The sequence below is a fragment of the Aeromonas sp. s4 genome (assembly GCF_040907855.1).
Classification (GTDB): domain Bacteria; phylum Pseudomonadota; class Gammaproteobacteria; order Enterobacterales; family Aeromonadaceae; genus Aeromonas; species Aeromonas caviae.
In genome coordinates this window covers 15,691-33,219 of the sequence record NZ_JBFOCP010000016.1, presented here as the reverse complement: position 1 = coordinate 33,219, position 17,529 = coordinate 15,691, and the positions used below count along the sequence as shown (strand labels likewise).

General features: G+C 63.1%; 14 protein-coding genes and 1 other RNA gene. 6 read left to right on the top strand and 9 right to left on the bottom strand.

Annotated elements, in window-relative coordinates; translation table 11 throughout:
- Window positions 1-78 precede the first annotated feature (78 nt).
- Window positions 79-2,376 (bottom strand): FdhF/YdeP family oxidoreductase, encoded by a 2,298-nt coding sequence (locus tag AB5Y89_RS03215; RefSeq protein WP_010674611.1) that lies wholly within the window; start codon window positions 2,374-2,376, stop codon window positions 79-81.
- Window positions 2,360-3,145, bottom strand: a complete 786-nt coding sequence (gene fdhD, locus AB5Y89_RS03210) for a formate dehydrogenase accessory sulfurtransferase FdhD (RefSeq protein WP_368222867.1) — start codon at window positions 3,143-3,145, stop codon at window positions 2,360-2,362. Before fdhD ends, AB5Y89_RS03215 begins: the two co-directional genes overlap by 17 nt.
- 161 nt (window positions 3,146-3,306) lie before the next feature.
- Here fdhD and AB5Y89_RS03205 point away from each other — a divergent pair, with 161 nt between their 5' ends.
- The gene (locus AB5Y89_RS03205) at window positions 3,307-4,185 is read left to right on the top strand and encodes a LysR family transcriptional regulator (protein WP_048208684.1); all 879 of its coding nucleotides are present in this window, start codon (window positions 3,307-3,309) and stop codon (window positions 4,183-4,185) included.
- Between the two features lie 62 nt (window positions 4,186-4,247).
- On the opposite strand, the gene AB5Y89_RS03200 is transcribed toward AB5Y89_RS03205, so the two are convergent.
- Window positions 4,248-5,099: a type 1 glutamine amidotransferase domain-containing protein gene (locus AB5Y89_RS03200; protein ID WP_368222865.1), complete on the bottom strand. Its 852-nt coding sequence runs from the start codon at window positions 5,097-5,099 to the stop codon at window positions 4,248-4,250.
- 117 nt (window positions 5,100-5,216) lie between these two features.
- Here AB5Y89_RS03200 and AB5Y89_RS03195 point away from each other — a divergent pair, with 117 nt between their 5' ends.
- The 5 genes from AB5Y89_RS03195 to yjfF all read left to right on the top strand — a co-directional run bounded on the left by AB5Y89_RS03195 (window position 5,217) and on the right by yjfF (window position 11,040).
- Window positions 5,217-6,182: a LysR family transcriptional regulator gene (locus AB5Y89_RS03195; protein WP_368222864.1), complete on the top strand. Its 966-nt coding sequence runs from the start codon at window positions 5,217-5,219 to the stop codon at window positions 6,180-6,182.
- 283 nt (window positions 6,183-6,465) lie between these two features.
- Entirely contained in the window at window positions 6,466-7,425 is a 960-nt protein-coding gene (gene ytfQ / locus AB5Y89_RS03190; protein ID WP_010674607.1) for a galactofuranose ABC transporter, galactofuranose-binding protein YtfQ, read from the top strand.
- 85 nt (window positions 7,426-7,510) lie between these two features.
- Window positions 7,511-9,019 carry a galactofuranose ABC transporter, ATP-binding protein YtfR gene (gene ytfR / locus AB5Y89_RS03185; RefSeq protein ID WP_039039167.1) on the top strand — a complete coding sequence of 503 codons (1,509 nt, stop codon included), beginning with the start codon at window positions 7,511-7,513 and terminating at the stop codon, window positions 9,017-9,019.
- Window position 9,020: 1 nt separating this feature from the next.
- Complete coding sequence (gene ytfT / locus AB5Y89_RS03180; protein WP_045524792.1) at window positions 9,021-10,040, top strand: galactofuranose ABC transporter, ATP-binding protein YtfT; 1,020 nt, start codon at window positions 9,021-9,023, stop codon at window positions 10,038-10,040.
- Entirely contained in the window at window positions 10,033-11,040 is a 1,008-nt protein-coding gene (yjfF, locus tag AB5Y89_RS03175) for a galactofuranose ABC transporter, permease protein YjfF (protein ID WP_368222863.1), read from the top strand. The genes ytfT and yjfF overlap by 8 nt, the downstream gene beginning before the upstream one ends.
- A gap of 183 nt (window positions 11,041-11,223) precedes the next feature.
- Here yjfF and AB5Y89_RS03170 read toward each other — a convergent pair whose 3' ends face one another.
- From AB5Y89_RS03170 to mmsB, 6 genes are all read right to left on the bottom strand, one after another.
- Window positions 11,224-12,252 carry an MBL fold metallo-hydrolase gene (locus tag AB5Y89_RS03170; RefSeq protein WP_124245251.1) on the bottom strand — a complete coding sequence of 343 codons (1,029 nt, stop codon included), beginning with the start codon at window positions 12,250-12,252 and terminating at the stop codon, window positions 11,224-11,226.
- 638 nt (window positions 12,253-12,890) lie between these two features.
- Window positions 12,891-12,987, bottom strand: an RNA gene (gene ffs / locus AB5Y89_RS03165) — signal recognition particle sRNA small type.
- 102 nt (window positions 12,988-13,089) lie between these two features.
- Window positions 13,090-13,878 carry a sulfite exporter TauE/SafE family protein gene (locus AB5Y89_RS03160; RefSeq protein WP_045524789.1) on the bottom strand — a complete coding sequence of 263 codons (789 nt, stop codon included), beginning with the start codon at window positions 13,876-13,878 and terminating at the stop codon, window positions 13,090-13,092.
- Between the two features lie 91 nt (window positions 13,879-13,969).
- Window positions 13,970-15,406 carry an arginine-ornithine antiporter gene (arcD, locus tag AB5Y89_RS03155; protein ID WP_010674600.1) on the bottom strand — a complete coding sequence of 479 codons (1,437 nt, stop codon included), beginning with the start codon at window positions 15,404-15,406 and terminating at the stop codon, window positions 13,970-13,972.
- A gap of 365 nt (window positions 15,407-15,771) precedes the next feature.
- Window positions 15,772-16,533, bottom strand: coding sequence for an SDR family oxidoreductase (locus AB5Y89_RS03150; protein ID WP_219604765.1), 762 nt, complete (start codon window positions 16,531-16,533; stop codon window positions 15,772-15,774).
- 71 nt (window positions 16,534-16,604) lie between these two features.
- Entirely contained in the window at window positions 16,605-17,525 is a 921-nt protein-coding gene (mmsB, locus tag AB5Y89_RS03145; RefSeq protein ID WP_368222861.1) for a 3-hydroxyisobutyrate dehydrogenase, read from the bottom strand.
- Window positions 17,526-17,529: the final 4 nt, after the last annotated feature.

Below are 17,529 nucleotides of genomic sequence, written 5' to 3'. Positions count from 1 at the left end.
CCCAGGCTTTGCCGGGCACCGCCTGTCCATAAAAAAACCCCTGCCATGGCAGGGGTCGGACGGTATCCATATGAGGAATCAGAGCGTGACGGCCAGGCTCTCGACCGAGGCGGCGCTCGGGGTCACCAGCACGGGCACCGATTTGGAGGTGGGGGTGAAAGAGCCCTCCCCTATGCTCTCGATGGCCACCAGGGGGTTGGTCTCCGGGTAGTAGGCGGCGATGTTGCCTTTCGGGATCTCGTAGAAGATGACGCTAAAGCCCCGCACCACCCGCTCGCGCCCGTCGTTGCACACCGCACTCATGTCCACCCGCTGCTCCTCGGCGAGCCCCAGCCTCCTGGCATCCTCCTCGTTCATGAAGACCACGTTGCGTCGCCCCTTGATGCCGCGATAGCGGTCATCCATGCCATAGATGGTGGTGTTGTACTGATCGTGGGAGCGCAGGCTCTGAAGCAGCAGCACGGGCTGGTCCACCATCTGCTCTGCGTGGCTGGTGCACTCGGGCAGGATGGAGTCCGGCAAACGGCTCGCCCTGAATTCGGCGCGCCCGCTCGCGGTGTTCCAGCGCAGCAGGGCGGCGCTGTTCTCCAGATGGAAACCGCAGGGCTCCTCGATGCGGCGGTTGAAGTCGCCAAAGCCCGCGATGGTCTCCTCGATGAGATCCCGCAGCAGCCCGTAGTCATCCCGCAGCGCCAGCCAGTCCACCCGATCGCTGCCAAGCGTTGCCTCGGCCATGCGAGCCACGATGTCTATCTCGGAGAGACAGAGCGGCGAGACCGGCTCGTTCATCCCGGTGGAGGCGTGCACCATGCTGAAGGTGTCCTCCACGGTGATCTTCTGCACCCCGGAGCGCTGCTGATCGAGCTCGGTACGGCCCAGGCAGGGGAGGATCAGGGCATCTTTTGACACCATGAGGTGGCTGCGGTTGAGCTTGGTGCTGATCTGCACGTTGAGCTCGCTCCTTCGCATCGCTTCATAGGTGAACTCGGTATCCGGCGCGGCGGCTGCCAGGTTGCCCCCAAGGCAGATGAGCACCTTGCTCTTGCCGCCATGAAGGGCTTTAAGGGCCTCGTAGACGTTGTGCCCCGGCGTGCGCTTGAAGCCCACCGGGAAGCGGCGCTCCAGGCGATCGAGGAAGGCGGCATTGGGTTTCTCGTTGATCCCCATGGTGCGGTTGCCCTGCACGTTGCTGTGACCGCGCACCGGACAAAGTCCGGCCCCCGGCTTGCCAATCTGGCCGCACATCAGGTGCAGGTTGACGATTTCGCGAATGGTGTCGACCGAATGCTTGTGCTGGGTGATCCCCATGGCCCAGCAGCTGATCACGCTCTCGCTGCTTGCGAAGATCTGCGCCGCCCGGGTGATCGCCTCCCGACCGAGGCCGGATTGCGCCTCGATTTGCGTCCACTCCGTAGCCTTCACCTGGGCCAGGTAGTCGTCAAAGTGCGCAGTGTGCTGCTCGATAAAGGCGAGATCGATGCGCCCCCCCTCCTCTTCCAGGATGTATTTCGCCATGCCGCGAATGGCCGCCATGTCACCGCCCAGCTTTGGCGTGAGGTACTGGTGGCTGATGGTGGTGGCCGCCGGGGTCAGTAGCTCCGCCGGGCTCTGGGGGCTTGCGAAGCGCTCGAGGGCCACCTCTTTGAGGTTGTTGAAGGTGACGATCTGGCACCCCTGGCGCGCCGCCTTGCGCAGGGCGTTCATCATGCGCGGGTGGTTGGTGCCCGGGTTCTGGCCAAAGACGAAGATGGCTTTGGCGGCGTCGAAATCATCGAGCACCACGGTGCCCTTGCCCACCCCGACGGACTGGATGAGCCCCACCCCGCTCGCCTCGTGGCACATGTTGGAGCAGTCGGGGAAGTTGTTGGTGCCATAGAGGCGGCCAAACAGCTGATAGAGGTAGGAGGCTTCGTTGCTGGCGCGTCCCGAGGTGTAGAACTCCACCTCGTCGGGGCTGGCCAGGCTCTTGAGTTTGTCGGCGATGAGGGCAAACGCCTGATCCCAGCTAACCGGCTCGTAGTGATCGGTGGCCGGGTTGTAGCGCAGGGGCTCGGTCAGTCGCCCCTGGTATTCGAGCCAGTAGTCGCTCTGGGTGGCGAGGCGACGCACCGAATGCTCGGCGAAGAAATCGGCCCCCACCGTCTTGCCGGTGGATTCCCAGGCCACCGCCTTGGCGCCGTTCTCGCAAAACTGGAAGGCCCCCTGCTTGTTGTCACCCCAGGCGCAGCCGGGACAGTCAAAGCCGTCGGTCTGGTTGACCCGCAGCAGGTTCTTGATGTTCTGGCGGGTCTTCTGGCTGCGCAGCACCTGCTTGAAGGTGGACTGCAGGGAGGAAAAGCCGCCGGCCTTGGCCGGTTTCTCAATATGACTGGACATGGGAGTCTCCAACGTGATCCAGGGCGCGGGGGCTGGCATAGCAGACCGGGGCATCGGATCGGGGCACATGGATCAGGGTCAGGTTGTACTTCAGGGCCAGTCGCACCGCGAGCTGGCTGGGGGAAGCAAGGCTGATGAGGTGGGCGGCGCCAAATTGCACCGCCTTGTGAATGAGTTCGCTGCCGCAGCGGCTGGTGATGACCAGGGTGGCGGCCTGCACCGGCTGGCGCAGCTGCATGCCGATGAGCTTGTCCAGGGCGTTGTGCCGCCCTATGTCCTCCCGGCAGGCCAGGATCTCGCCGCGATCATCCAGCGCCAGGGCGGCATGAAGGGCGCCGCTCTGGCGGGCCTTGCTCTGCCAGGGGACGATGCGCTCCCGCAGATCCTGCAAAGAGGCGGTGTCGAAGGGGGCGCCCGGGGTCAGCGGGGTGAGCACGGGCAACGCATGTTCGATGGCCTCCACGCCGCAGATGCCACAGCCGCTGGCACCGGCCAGGCGGCGCTTGCGCTGGCCAAGCATAGCCAGACAGCGGTTGGCGATGGTGACATCGAGCACGATGCCCTGCTCGGACGGGGTGCTCTGGATATCGTGTACATCGTGGTTGCCCCCGATGATCCCCTCGCCAAACAGAAAACCGATGGCGAAATCGTCGAGATCGTCCGGGGTGGCCATCATGACGGCATGGTTGATGCCGTTGATGTTGACGGACACGGCCACCTCCTCCACCAGCTCATCCAGACTGGGCAACCGTGAATTGAAAGGGATCATGCGAGACGCTTATAAGCTGTATTCGGGCCTCAAGTTTAGATAAGCCGCCGCGCCAAAACCAATGAAACAAATCTATTCACCAATAGATAACTTCTATTGCCATCGGGATGTCGATTGATTAAATTTGTCGCTCATTGCCTTTGCCTGCTGCCATTACCACGATGAATATCAAGCAGTTGCACTATTTCTACGAGCTGGCCCAGCACCGTCACTTCGCCAAGGCGGCCAAGGCTTGCTTCATCACCCAGCCGACCCTGTCGGCCAGCATCACCGCCCTGGAGAAGTCACTTGGCACCGAACTGGTGGTGCGCAACAGCCAGTTCGTGGCCCTGACCCAGGCGGGGGAAGTGGTGCTGCACCACGCCGAGCGGATGCTTCAGGAACAGGATGCCATGCGCCAGGAGCTCAGCCTCTTTCGGGGCGGGCTGTCGGGTGCGCTGCGCATCGGCGTCGTGCCCCAGTCGAGCATCGACATCATGCCGCTGCTCAAGGGGTTCAATGACGCCTACCCCAAGGTGGGCCTGCACCTCTGCGTGATGACCCATGCCACCCTGATGGAGCAGCTGGATCTGCATCGCATCGACATCGGGCTCGGCTTTGACGAGTTGCTCACCGAGCATCAGCGCCGGGCCCTCGACGTCCAGCTTCGCCACCCCAACCCCATGGCCCTGCTGGGCCCCCTGCCTGCCCACTGCGCCCCGACCGGGCCGCTGACCCTGGCGGACTTGCAAGATCTCCCCCTGATCCTGCCAAGCACCACCATGCAGTTTCGCCGCTACTTGGACGAGGCCGCCGCCCGCCAGCAGATCAGCCTGCGGGTGGTGCTGGAGACAGACTCCCTGTTCCACCTGGTCAACGGGGTGAGCCACGGCCTGGGCTGCGCCGTAGTCAGCGCCGGCATCGCCGCCACCGCCCAGCAGCTCTTCAAACTGCCCTGCCATCCCTTGAGCGATGCGAGCGCAGGCACCATCGCCTTCATCACCCGAAAACACAGTGTCACCCCCGCCATGAAGGCGTTTCTCGCCAAGGCTGGGGCATGAAAAAGGCAGCCCATAGGGGCTGCCTGCACTGATCAAGGGGGGAGCTTGCGCCTCTCCTCGCGTCAGCCTGCCCCTTGCTGTTTGTCCAGCGCCGCGATGAAGGCGCTCGCCAGAGCGTGGTCGGAGAAGGGATTCTGGCCTGTGATGAGCTCGCGATCGATCACAACGCCAGGCTGCCAGGGTGCCACGAACTGCATGCTGCCGCCGGCCTGGGCCATGGCCTTCGCCGGGTAGTAGCGCAGCTTGTCACCCCCAAGGGAGCCTTCAAACACCGCCTCTTCCTTGTCGGAGAAGATGGTCATCCTGTAACCGTCGTAGATCCACTCTCTGGCGCCGTCTGCCTTGCCTGCAATGACCGACTGCTCGAACCCGGCCGGATCCGCCTGCGCCGCCAGCAGCGCGATGGGGCCGTGGCAGATGGCGGCCGTGGGTTTGTGGTTGTCATGGAAGTGGCGAAGCAGGGTCCCCACCTCGGGATCCTTGGCAAGATCGATGAGGGGCGCATGGCCACCGGGAATGAAGAGGCCGGCATAGCGCTCGGGACCGGATGCCAGCACCTCCCTCAGGGAGAGCACCTTGCCGACGCCAAGCAACCCCTCCACGACGGCGCCGATGCGTACCATCTCCTGCGGGTTGCCACCAAAGTACTGGGGATCGACGGAGTGCGTGTCGACAACGGGCCGGTTCCCTCTCGGGGTCACCGGGGTCAGGGTATAGCCGGCCTCCAGCAGGGCGGCGGCAGGCACCCCCAGTTCATTTTGGTAGAAGCCGGTGGTCAGGCTCTTGCCCCCTTGCAGCGGCAGTTCGGTCTCGCTCGAGAGCAGCACCAGGATCTCGCCTTTCGGGGCGGCGCTGGCCGCGGCGGAGGTCGCCAGCAGCAGTGAGGCCAGCACGGCCTTGAGGGTGTTCTTCATCGTGATCTTCCTTTTGATGGCAGTGATCGATCGGGCGGCCACCGGGCCGCCCTCGATGAGCAATTTACTGATTACCCATGGACGAATAAACTCACACCATTGAACTTGATTATTTACATGGATGAACATATGTCCCGTGCCTTCGACCCCGTCCAGCTCGGCACCATAGAGCTCTTTTGCAAGGCAGCCGAACTTGGCAGCTTTACCGCTACGGCTCAGGTACTGGGGGTAACGCCCGCCTCGGTGAGCCGCTCCATCCAGCGTCTCGAGGCCAGGCTCGGCGTCAAACTCTTCCATCGCACCACCCGCAGCGTGCGCCTCACCCATGACGGGGAGCTCTATCGGGAGCAGTGCCAGCAGGCGCTCGAGCAGATCGCCGAGGCCGAGCGGGCCATCACCGGCCGCCAGCGCCGCCCCAAAGGAGTGCTGCGCATCAGCGTGGGCACCGTCTATGCCCACCACCGTCTGGTGCCCCTGCTGCCGGGCTTCATGGCGGCCTATCCCGAGGTCGAGCTGGAGCTCAATGTCTCCAACAGGAACATCGACTTCGTGGAGGATGGTTACGATCTGGCCATCCGGCTGGGAGAGCCGCGCGATGGGCGGATCATCGCCCGCAAGCTGGAGGATGCCAGCCTCGGGGTCTTCTGCGCCCCCGATTATGCCGCCCGCCGCCCCGCGCCAACCTCCCTGGAGATGCTGTCGCAACATGATCTGATCCAGTTCATCACCCCGAGCACGGGTCGCCCCTTCCCCTGGCAGTTCGTGAACGAGCAGGGGGACCCTGTCGACCTTCATGTTCAGAGCAGACAGCGGGTGCTTGACGATGTGCTGGCGGGCCTGGGCTGGGCGGTGGCTGGGGGCGGTCTGTTCCAGATCTACCATTTCGTGGCGGCCGAGGCGCTGTTGCAAGGCAAGCTGATCGAGGTGATGACCCCCTTTGCGGGGCGATCCCGCCCCTTCTACGCCCTCTATCCACAGCACCGTCACCTCTCGGCCCGGGTCCGGGCCTTCGTGGATTATCTGCTGGCAGCGGTGCGCCCAGAGGGGTCGCCTGTGCCAGGGGCATATCCCCCTCTTCGTTGACGAGGGCCCCTCATCTGCGTGCCTGCGCCCCCGATACCGGGGGCAAAAAGCAGGTGGCACTCTGGACACAATGGTTGCCTAATTAAATAAATATGCATAAAAATCAATACAGGCAGGGCTCGATATATGAACTCTTCTGCTGTTTGTATGAAGCATCGTGCTGCTGAAAATTTTCTGTGAGCCACCTCCCGCCGTTTAATTCAAGAGCCTATAACCTTGACCCGTACAATAAAAACCTGACGTGTTCCGGTTTATTTCACCATGCATCACAAAGGAGTGTCATATGTATAAAAAAGTGAAACTGGCGAGCATTATCAGCACCCTTATTCTCTCGGCCACTGCATATTCTGCAGAGATGACCGTGGGCTTCTCGCAAATTGGTTCTGAATCCGGGTGGCGAGCTGCAGAAACATCGGTCGCCAAGAGCGAAGCCCAAAAACGCGGCATCATCCTGAAAATTGCCGATGCCCAGCAGAAACAGGAGAACCAGATCAAGGCCATTCGCTCCTTTATTGCCCAGGGGGTGGATGCCATCTTTATTGCCCCCGTGGTACAGACTGGCTGGGAGCCGGTATTGCAGGAGGCGAAAGAGGCCGAGATCCCGGTCTTCCTGCTGGATCGCAATATCACGGTAAAAGATGACGGTCTCTTCATGACCGGGGTCGCCGCCGACAGCGTCCACGAAGGGGAAGTGGCAGCCCAGTGGCTTATCAAACAGCAGGATGGCAAACCGTGCAACGTGGTGGAATTGCAGGGCACGGTGGGTGCCAGCGTGGCGCTGGATCGCAAGAAGGGCTTCCTCGACACCGTCTCGGCCGTGCCCACCATCAAGATCATCCGCACCCAGTCCGGCGACTTCACCCGCAGCAAGGGCAAGGAGGTGATGGAGAGCTTCATCAAGGCGGAAAATAGCGGCAAGAATATTTGCGCCGTCTACGCCCATAACGATGACATGGCCATCGGCGCCATCCAGGCCATTAAAGAGGCCGGGCTGAAACCGGGCAAGGATATCAAGATCATCTCCATCGATGGCGTGCCGGATATTTTCAAGGCGATGATCGCAGGCGAAGCCAATGCCTCGGTGGAGCTCACGCCGAATATGGCTGGACCGGCCTTCGATGCCCTGCTGGCCTATAAGAAAGATGGCACCCTGCCCCCCAAACATATCAAGACGGAGTCCAAACTGTTTGAGCCCGGGAGTGCCGAGGCGCAGCTCGAGCTGAAAAAAGACATGGGTTATTAATCCCGCTCCCCCGCCAGACTGTCACATAGCGCGCCATATAAGTGATTGAACTTGTATGGCGCGCTATATCGGAGAGCCAATGTTCATGTCAGAGAACACTCACGATGTCGTATTGAATGCCCGCGGAATATGCAAGGCGTTTCCCGGAGTACGGGCCCTGCATCAGGTGGACTTCTCCCTGCGCCGGGGAGAGATCATGGCGCTGCTCGGCGAGAACGGGGCCGGCAAGTCCACGTTGATCAAGACCCTCACCGGTGTCTATCAGCGAGACGCCGGCCGTATCGAACTCGATGGCGTCCCCATTTCCCCGACAGACACCGCCCATGCCCAGCGTCTGGGGATAGGCACCGTCTATCAGGAGGTCAACCTGCTGCCGAACATGTCGGTGGCGGACAACCTCTTCATCGGCCATGAGCCCCGCCGTTTCGGCTTCATCGACCGGGGCGCCATGACCCGGCAGGCCAGCGCCATCATGGCCAGCCACGGCTTCGAGATGGATGTCACCCTGCCCCTCGACCACTATTCGGTCGCCATGCAGCAGATCGTGGCCATCGCCCGGGCGGTGTCACTCTCCGCCAGGATCCTGATCCTGGACGAGCCCACCGCGAGCCTGGATGCCAGCGAAGTCCAGATGCTCTTCTCCCTCATGACGCGCCTGCGGGATCAGGGGGTGAGCCTCATCTTCATCACCCATTTTCTCGATCAGGTCTACGCCATCAGCGATCGCATCACAGTGCTGCGCAACGGCGAGCTGGTCGGCACCCGCGACACCCAGGCACTGCCACAACTGGAGCTGGTCAAGATGATGCTGGGACGCGAGCTGGACGACAATGCCCTCAAGCGGGCGGGCAAGACACTGCGCAGCAACCAGCCCATGGTGTCGTTCAGGGACTATGGCAAGCGGGGAGTCATCGCCCCCTTCAGTCTCGACGTCATGCCCGGGGAGATAGTGGGTCTCGCCGGCCTGCTCGGGTCCGGTCGTACCGAGACCGCCGAGCTGATGTTCGGCATAGTGCCGAGCGACAGCGGCGAGTGCCGGGTGCGGGACAAACCGGTGACCATCCGCTCTGCACGCCAGGCGGCCGCCAACGGCTTTGGTTTCTGCCCGGAGGATCGCAAGAGCGCCGGCATCATCGCCTCGGCCTCGGTGCGGGAGAACATGGTGCTGGCCCTGCAAGCCCAGCGGGGCTGGTTGCATCCCCTGTCTCGCAAGGAACAGGACGAGATCACCGCCCGCCTCATCGAGCAGTTGGCCATCAAGACCCCGGGACCAGAGCAGCCCATCCAGTTTCTCTCCGGGGGCAACCAGCAAAAGGTGCTGCTCGCCCGCTGGCTGCTCACCAAACCCCAGTTCCTGATCCTGGACGAGCCCACCCGGGGCATCGACGTGGGGGCCCACGCCGAGATCATCCGCCTCATCGAATCCCTCTGCGCCAACGGGCTGGCCCTGCTGGTCATCTCCTCCGAGCTCGAGGAGCTGGTGGGCTATGCCGATCGGGTGATCGTCCTTCGTGACAGAAAACAGGTGGCAGAGCTTGCGACGGACGCCCTGAGCGTCCCTGCCATCATGAACGCCATTGCATGTGAGGCCTGATATGACGTCATCCATCCTCCCCCTCACCAAGGGGTCGCGCGCCCGCAGAGAGTGGCCCACGGGCTCGGCCCAGTGCGCCGCCCTGGTGTGCGTGCTGCTCATCAATGCCCTGGTCGCCGACAACTTCTTCGCCATCCACATCCAGGATGGGCGGCTGTTTGGCAGCCTCATCGACATCCTCAACCGCTGTGCCCCGGTGGCCCTGCTCTCCCTCGGCATGACGCTGGTGATCGCCACCGGCGGCATCGACCTGTCGGTGGGAGCCGTCATGGCCATCAGCGGGGCCACCATGGCCAGCCTGGCCACCGGCGGTCACAGCCTGCCGGTCATCTTCGCCGCCGTCATCGGGGTGGGCCTTCTGTGCGGCCTGTGGAACGGCCTGCTGGTGGCGGTGTTCAAGATCCAGCCCATCGTCGCCACCCTGATCCTCATGGTGGCGGGCCGGGGCATCGCCCAGCTCATCACCGAGGGGCAGATCATCACCTTCAACAACGACGCACTCGCCTGGATCGGCAGCGGCTCCCTCTTCTATCTGCCCACCCCGGTCATCATCACCCTGGGCATGGCGCTGCTGCTCTGGCTACTGACCAAGCGCACCGCCCTCGGCCTCTTCATCGAAGCGGTGGGGATCAACATCAAGGCCGCCAAGAACGCCGGGCTCAACACCCCCATGGTGGTGATCGCCACCTACCTGTTGAGCGGCATGATGGCCGCCGTCGCCGGCATGATAGTCGCCGCCGACATCCGGGGTGCCGATGCCAACAACGCCGGGCTCTGGCTCGAGATGGACGCCATTCTGGCGGTGGTGATAGGAGGCACCTCCCTGATGGGGGGGCGCTTCAACCTCGCCCTCTCCCTGATCGGCATACTGATCATCCAGGGGGTGAACACCGGGATCCTGCTCTCCGGCTACCAACCCCAGTGGAACCAGATCGTCAAGGCCCTGGTGGTGCTGGCGGTGCTGGTCATGCAGTCACCGGCCCTCAACCACCTCTTCCAGCGAGGGACTCGCCATGTTTAAACGCAACCTCCCCCTGATGGTGACCATCATGGTCTTCGTGCTGGGCTATCTGCTCTGCCTGGCCTCCTTCCCAGCCTTCATGTCCACCCGCATCATCTGCAACATCCTGACGGACAACGCGTTTCTGGGAATAGTGGCGGTGGGCATGACCTTCGTCATCCTCTCGGGGGGCATCGATCTGTCGGTGGGGGCCGTCATCGCCTTCACCGGCGTGCTGCTGGCAACCCTCATCGGGAAGCTGGGCGTCAGCCCCGTGCTGGCCATCCCTCTGGTGCTGGTGCTCGGGGCAGGCTTTGGCGCCCTCATGGGCTGGCTCATCGACACCCTGAAGATCCCCGCCTTCATCATCACCCTGGCGGGCATGTTCTTCCTGCGGGGGACCAGTTTTCTCATCTCCGAGCAGTCCCTGCCCATCGATCACCCCACCTTCACCTACCTGTCGAGCCTGTCGTGGAAGATACCGGGGGGCGGTCGCCTGAGCCTGCTGGCCCTCATCATGCTGGCGGTGGTGGTCTTCGGCATCCTGCTCGCCAACCGCACCCGCTTTGGCAACAACGTTTACGCCATCGGCGGCAACGCTACCTCGGCAGCCCTGATGGGGATCTCGGTGCGCCACACCACCATTCGCATCTACCTGCTCTCCACCACCCTGGCGACCCTGGCGGGCATCGTGTTCGCGCTCTATACCTCGGCGGGCTATCCGCTCGCCGCCGTCGGGGTGGAGCTCGATGCCATCGCCGCCGTGGTCATCGGCGGCACTCTGCTGAGCGGCGGGGTGGGCACCGTCTTCGGCTCCCTGTTCGGGGTGCTGATCCAAGGGTTGATCCAGACCTACATCAACTTCGACGGCACCCTCAGCTCCTGGTGGACCAAGATCATCATCGGCCTGCTGCTGTTCAGCTTCATCGCCCTGCAGCGCCTGCTGATCCTGGTCTCGGAACACCGCAAAGCCAACAAGCCAGGTCCCTTCAAGCGCCAGGTTGCCGCCCAGCCCGAGTGAGGTATCAGCAAGACTCTGGTGGCAGAAGATAACGCGGGCAAGGCGCTCCCGTGCGCCCTCCCCGCCTGGCCGTCGCGGGTCCGGCGCAGAGGATGGGGAGGCAGCGGGGGCGCTCAGAGGGCCCGGCCCCAACCTCCCGCACGCCCCTTTGAGGGGTGACACCGTCTTTGGAGGGCACTCAGGTCAATCGCACCACCAGGGGCTGCCCTCATGGGGGCTCAGCACCTCCAGAGGCTCCCCCATGAGAGGCGTGGTCAGAGGTATCTGTTGCTCGGCAGCCAGTCGGGCAATCTGCTCAAGCGGGTCGTTCCAGCGGTGCATGGCCAGATCGAAGGTGCCGTTGTGCACCGGATAGAGCCATTTCCCCCCGAGATCGTGAAACGCCTGCGCCGTCTGCGCCGGGAGCATGTGCACCAGCTCCCAGCGCTTGTCGTAGGCCCCGGTCTCGAGAAAGGTCACGTCGAACGGACCGTAGCGCCTGCCAATCTCCTTGAAACCGTCGAAGTAGCCGCTGTCACCGCTGAAGAAGAGGTTGACCCCCTCACCGCGAATGACCCAGGAGGCCCAGAGGGTCTGGTTGCCGTCCCCGAGGCCACGGCCGGAGAAATGCTGGGCAGGGGTCGCTACCAGAGTGACACCGCCCACTCGGGTCTGCTGCCACCAGTCCAGTTCGCGGATCTTCTCCTTCGCAATTCCCCAGGCCATGAGGCGCGCCCCCACCCCGAGGGGCGTGATGAAGTGGCCGACCTTCTCCTGCAGCGCCAGTATGGCCCCGTGATCGAGATGGTCGTAGTGATCATGGGAGAGGATCACCCCCTCGATGGGAGGCAGCGCCTCCAGGGTGATGGGCGGCTGATGCCAGCGCTTGGGGCCGAACCACTGCACCGGTGAGGCCCGCTCGCTGAACACGGGATCCGTCAGCCAGAACGTGCCCTGCAACTTGAGCAGCAGAGTGGAGTGGCCGAGGCGCCACACGCTGTTGTCCGGCGCCGCGATGAGCCCCTCCCGGGTCATGACCTGTACCGGAATGGCGCGATCCGGCACCGTGCCCTCAGGCTTGGCGAACAGAAAGTCCCACCAGAGCCTGGCCCCTTCCCAGAGGCTTCGCGCCTGGGGTGTCACGGCATTGTTGAACCGGCCTCCCTGATATTGCGAGGAGTCAGGGTGTTCGGGCAGGCCCGGTTTGAGTAGAGATGCGATCATGCCAATCATCAGGGCTCCTTTGAGCAACCACAGAAAACGGCGCCCCTCAAGGGCGCGAAAAGAGGCTGACGGGGTCTGCATTCATGCCACGTCTGTCAGCCTGGTCTCTGGTGAGTAGAGAGCAGCCCCTGCACGGGGCCGCACCTTCCATTAAACAGAACGGGAGAGTCGCACGGTATGAAACCGGTTCCCGACATCTCCAGTAACGGCAAGATAGCCTGCCCGGGCTCCCGCCACCAGAGGGGTTCGCGTTGCCGCGTGGCCCCGGCATGGTGTCGCGTCACGCACATGGCCTCACCTGCTCTGCCAACGCCAACAAAAGGAGGCGTCAGATGGCGTACTGCAAGAGCTTGCAGTGCTGAAAGTCAGAAGATGGCTGGGCCATAGAGGCCACGGGAGGTGACTGAGGGAAAGCATGATCTCAAGGGGACAGTGCTGAAGATCAAGAGGAAGTTTGAGCCAGGCGCGGTCTGAAGCCTGATGAACGCCCATAGGGCACAGGCTCACCTTGCGGTAGAGCAAATAGCATGTGAAGAGAGCTGAAAATGCACTTTGAGGACTCCTGATTCATCCACATGAAGTGGATTACCAAGAGGTCTGAAGGGGGTATTAGCTGTAACTTGTTGAATGGCAGAAACAGGTGGTGGCCCTACCAGCCACATCCCGGCACTCGAGTCCCCCGCCTTGGCTGCTACCTTCCGGTCCTGACCAGGTCGACGGGTTATCAATGCGAGAGGACCAATAGGACCACCGGCGAGGAGAATAGGCAAACTGGCCCCTCAATGCAATGGCTTTCTACCGCATCGCGAGCCGTTCGCCTTATTTTTCAACAATCTGGCCAAGGGTTCAGCTAAAGAGCATGAATTTGGCACCCACCAGCAACATGAGCAGGGCAAAGGCCTGCTTGAGCCGCCGGGGTGACATTCTGTGTGCCAGTCTGGCGCCCAGACGGGCAAACTGGGTGCTGGTGAGCACGATGCCAAGCAGGGCCGGCAGATAGATGAATCCGACGCTCCACTCGGGCAGATCGACGTCTCCCCAACCGGCATAGAGGTAGCTGAGGCTGCCTGCCAGGGCGATGGGCATGCTGCAGGCGGCGGAGGCGGCCACGGCGTTGCGCATGGGCACCGAATTCCAGGTGAGGTAAGGCACGGTCAGCGAGCCGCCACCGATGCCGAACAAGGCCGACATCCAGCCGATGACGGTGCCGGCGATCCCGGTACCAAGGGGGCCCGGCATGTGTCGCTCCGCTTTTGGCCTCAGATTGAGCCCCATCTGCAGGGCCATGGTCCAGGCGAAGCAGCCGATGATGATGTTGAGGGTGCTGGCGCTCAGCAGGTTGGCGGTCATGCCGCCGAGCCAGGCACCGACCAGCATGCCGGCGCCCAGGCGCCGAATCATCCCCCAGTCTACCGCTCCTGCCTCCTGGTGCGCACGCAGGGAGCTGAAACCGGTGAAGATCATGGTGGGCAGCGAGGTGCCGAGGGCCAGATGGGTGATGATCTCCGGCGCCACGCCCTGTGCGTGAAAACTCAGGACCAGCACGGGGACGATGATGAGGCCGCCGCCGATACCGAACAGCCCGGCCAGCATGCCCGCGAAGGCGCCCAACACCAGATAGCCCACAAACAGCATAAACATTCCTTCAATAACGAAACAGCGGTCAACTTGACCGCCATTATCCATAAAAAAGAGATGGCATCTTGCCATCTCTTTATTGTGCCGATTAATGCAGGGGAATGGTACCGTCCATCACCTTGTAGAACGCCAGCACGGCGCAACCGAGCAGGGCTGCCGTCATCCCCTGCTCCAGCCGGTTGAGGCTGCGCAGGCCGTGGTGCTGGCGCGCCTTCCAGTAGATGAAGATCCCCGGGCTGTAGAGCAGCGCCACCAGCAAGAGGTACTCCACTCCGGCGGCATAGACCAGCCAGCAGCCATAGACGGTGGCCACCAGGGCCAGCAGCAGGTCGCGCTTGCGCTGATGGGGCTGGCCCGCGTAGGTCTCCCCTTTCAACGCCAGCTTGAGGCCGTAAGCACCGGAGAAGACATAGGGCACCAGGGCAGCCGAGGTGGCGATGTTCACCAACGCCAGATAGGTGCTGTTCTGGAAGTAGATGATAATGAGGAAGATCTGCACCAGGCAGGTGGAGCACCAGAGCGACACCTTGGGGGAACCGTTCTTGTTCTCCTTGGCGAACCAGGCCGGGAAGACACCGGTCTTGCCCGCGATGTAGGGCACTTCCGCCGCCAGCACGGTCCAGCTCAGCAGGGCCCCCATCACCGAGATCACCAGGCCGATGTTGATGAGCCAGGCGCCCCAGGGGCCGACCACGGCTTCCAGGATCATGGCGGTGGAGGGGTTCTTGAGGGCCGCCAGTTGCGGCTGGTTCATGACCCCCAGGGAGAACAGGGTGACCATGACGTAGAGCGCCAGGGCGCCGAGCAGCGCCAGCACGGTGGCGCGGCCCACATCCTTGCGATGGCGGGCACGGGCGGAGACCACCACGGCCCCCTCGATGCCGATGAAGACCCAGAGAGTCACCTTCATGGTGGACTTCACCTGATCCATCACGGAGCCGAGCTCGGGACTCCCCTGCCCCCAGAGATCCAGGGTGAAGGTCTCCATGTTGAAAGCGAGCAGGATGGCCACGCAGAAGACGATGAGGGGCACCATCTTGGCGATGGTGGTGACGATGTTCACCAGCGCCGCCACCTGGATGCCGCGCAGCACCAGGGCATGCACCGACCAGATGAGCAGGGAAGCGAGCGTGATGGCGACCGGAGTATTGCCGTCACCGAAGATGACATTGTCCGGCGTGTCGAAGAAGTAGCTCAGCGCACTGAACACCACGATGGCGTAGGAGACGTTGGCCAGCAGCTGGCACAGCCAGTAACCCCAGGCGGCGTTGAAGCCGACGAAATCCCCGAACCCCGCCTTGGCGTAGCTGAAGATGCCGCCATCGAGATCCGGTCGACGCATGGAGAGATTCTGGTAGACCAGGGCGAGGCAGATCATGCCGATCCCCGTGATGGCCCATCCCAGGGCGACGGCCCCGGCACTGGCGTGCGCTGCGATGTTTTGCGGCAGACTGAAAACCCCGGCACCGACCATGGAGCCGATCACCAGCGAAATGAGGGCACCCAGCCCCAGTTTCTTGTCCATCTCAAACCTGTTTTATTAGGCGGCGGCTGAGCATCCGTATTCATACAGCGCGCGACATGGGAGGGGCTAGAAATCCGTACCCCGTGAAAAAGGCGGCAACTATATTGCATGACTATTCCGGCCGCAATCCCTCTTGCCGTCAATCATGAGCCGCCTTGACCGCGCGCAATTTTACAGCACTGACCCGGGGTGCCTGTGAGCTGGTTCAAATTAAGAAAGACCCGTTGATATTTCACGACTTTTCATGATGCCGCCCCGCTTTTCAAAAAGCGGACCTGCATGGCTATGCACCCTTGCACTGGGGCCTTTCCCCTGCAAAAACGCCCCTGCTGGAGGGGCGTCAGAGAGGGTATATGCAGGGGGGACTAGAGCCTCAAGCCGCCGTCCAGCTCGATCATCCGCCCCGACAGATAGTCGTTGGCAAGGATGAACTGCACCGTCTGGGCCAGCTGCGCCGCCTGCCCCAGGGTGCCCACCGGGATGGCCTGTTGCATGCGGGCCATGGCTTCGGGCTTCATCGCCGCCGTCATGTCGGTGGCAAAGACGCCGGGGGCGATGCCCATCACCCGGATGCCGTGACGGGCCAGCTCCTTCCCCCAGGTGACCACCAGAGAGGCCACCCCCGCCTTGCTGGCGGCATAGTTGCTCTGGCCCATGTTGCCGGCCCGGGCGATGGAGGAGATGTTGATGATGACGCCCCCCTCCCCGCCGGTGGCCATCAGCGCCGCCCCCTCGCGCCCGCACAGGAAGGTGCCGGTGAGATTGACGTCGATGACGCTCTGCCACTGGGCCAGGCTCATCTTCTCCGTCAGTGCCCCCTCCTTCACCTTGATCAGCATGCCGTCGCGCAGGATGCCGGCACAGTTGACGAGACCGTGCAGGGCACCGAACTGATCCTTGATGGCGGCGAAGGTCGCCTCGACCTCCGGCTCGCTTGCCACGTTGCAGACGAACAGGGCGCAGCGACCGTCACGGCTGCGCACTTCCGCCTCGGTCACCTCCAGATCGGTGCGGTTGACGTCGATGAGCGCAAGTTGCGCCCCCTGTTCCGCCAGACTCAGGGCGATGGCGCGGCCTAGCCCCCTGCCCGCCCCCGTGATGGCGATGACTTTCCGTGTGATATCCATAAATGCTCCTGGTGAGATGGCCGGTGACTGTCGAGTCAAAGACTATCGGGTAAATAGGTAGATAGCGGCCCTTAACCCGGCGCTGTTTTGTCCCGATAGAGCTCGAGGATGCTGGAGAAATCCTTGTTCTCCTGGCCCAGGCTCCCGTGCAGGTTGAAGAGGTTGCGGGCCAGGGCCCCCATGGGCACGGCGCTGTGGGCATGTTCCGCCAACGCCATGGCGAGCCCCAAATCTTTGACCATCAGCCGGGTCATGAAGCCCCCCTGATAGCCACGCGACGCCGGCACGTTCTCCATCACCCCGGGCCAGGGGTTGTAGCGCTCGAGGCTCCAGTTGTTGCCCGAGCTCTTGCCCATGATGGTGGAGAGCACGGCGGGATCCAGCCCTTCCTTGACCCCGAGCGCCAGCGCCTCGGCGGTGCCCGCCATGTGGATGGCGAGCAGCATGTTGTTGCACATCTTGGCGATCTGGCCAGCGCCGAGGGCCCCGGCGTGAAACAGGTTCTGCCCCATGCAGGCGAGCACGGGTCTGGCCGCTTCAAAATCCGCTTGTTCGCCGCCGACGATGAAAGTGAGCGTGCCCGCCGCCGCGCCGGCCACGCCCCCCGAGACGGGGGCATCGAGAAAACGGATGCCGCGCGCCTTCGCCGCCGCCCCCACCTGACGGGCCGAGGCCACGTCTATGGTGGAGCAGTCGATGACCAGGGCGCCGGGCGACAGGGCCGCCAGCAGATCCTGGCCGCCCCGCTCACCTACACTCTCCCCCAGCCAGAGGCTGCGCACGTGCTCGCCCGCCGGCAGCATGCTGATGACCAGCTCGCAGCCGCTCACCGCTTCCCGGGCATTCCCGGCGGCAATGCAGCCAGCCTCGATGGCCCGGCTCAGGCTCTCGGGCACCAGATCAAACACCTGCACCCTGTGCCCCGCCCTGGCCAGGTTGGCGGCCATAGGCCCCCCCATGTTGCCAAGCCCGATAAACCCAATCCTTGTCATAGTG

Bases quoted from the DNA above. Each gene is read 5' to 3' on its own strand.
- AB5Y89_RS03215 (WP_010674611.1), bottom strand. From the start codon at position 2,376: ATGTCCAGTCATATTGAGAAACCGGCCAAGGCCGGCGGCTTTTCCTCC.
- fdhD (WP_368222867.1), bottom strand. From the start codon at position 3,145: ATGATCCCTTTCAATTCACGGTTGCCCAGTCTGGATGAGCTGGTGGAG.
- AB5Y89_RS03205 (WP_048208684.1), top strand. From the start codon at position 3,307: ATGAATATCAAGCAGTTGCACTATTTCTACGAGCTGGCCCAGCACCGT.
- AB5Y89_RS03200 (WP_368222865.1), bottom strand. From the start codon at position 5,099: ATGAAGAACACCCTCAAGGCCGTGCTGGCCTCACTGCTGCTGGCGACC.
- AB5Y89_RS03195 (WP_368222864.1), top strand. From the start codon at position 5,217: ATGGATGAACATATGTCCCGTGCCTTCGACCCCGTCCAGCTCGGCACC.
- ytfQ (WP_010674607.1), top strand. From the start codon at position 6,466: ATGTATAAAAAAGTGAAACTGGCGAGCATTATCAGCACCCTTATTCTC.
- ytfR (WP_039039167.1), top strand. From the start codon at position 7,511: ATGTCAGAGAACACTCACGATGTCGTATTGAATGCCCGCGGAATATGC.
- ytfT (WP_045524792.1), top strand. From the start codon at position 9,021: ATGACGTCATCCATCCTCCCCCTCACCAAGGGGTCGCGCGCCCGCAGA.
- yjfF (WP_368222863.1), top strand. From the start codon at position 10,033: ATGTTTAAACGCAACCTCCCCCTGATGGTGACCATCATGGTCTTCGTG.
- AB5Y89_RS03170 (WP_124245251.1), bottom strand. From the start codon at position 12,252: ATGATTGGCATGATCGCATCTCTACTCAAACCGGGCCTGCCCGAACAC.
- AB5Y89_RS03160 (WP_045524789.1), bottom strand. From the start codon at position 13,878: ATGCTGTTTGTGGGCTATCTGGTGTTGGGCGCCTTCGCGGGCATGCTG.
- arcD (WP_010674600.1), bottom strand. From the start codon at position 15,406: ATGGACAAGAAACTGGGGCTGGGTGCCCTCATTTCGCTGGTGATCGGC.
- AB5Y89_RS03150 (WP_219604765.1), bottom strand. From the start codon at position 16,533: ATGGATATCACACGGAAAGTCATCGCCATCACGGGGGCGGGCAGGGGG.
- mmsB (WP_368222861.1), bottom strand. From the start codon at position 17,525: ATGACAAGGATTGGGTTTATCGGGCTTGGCAACATGGGGGGGCCTATG.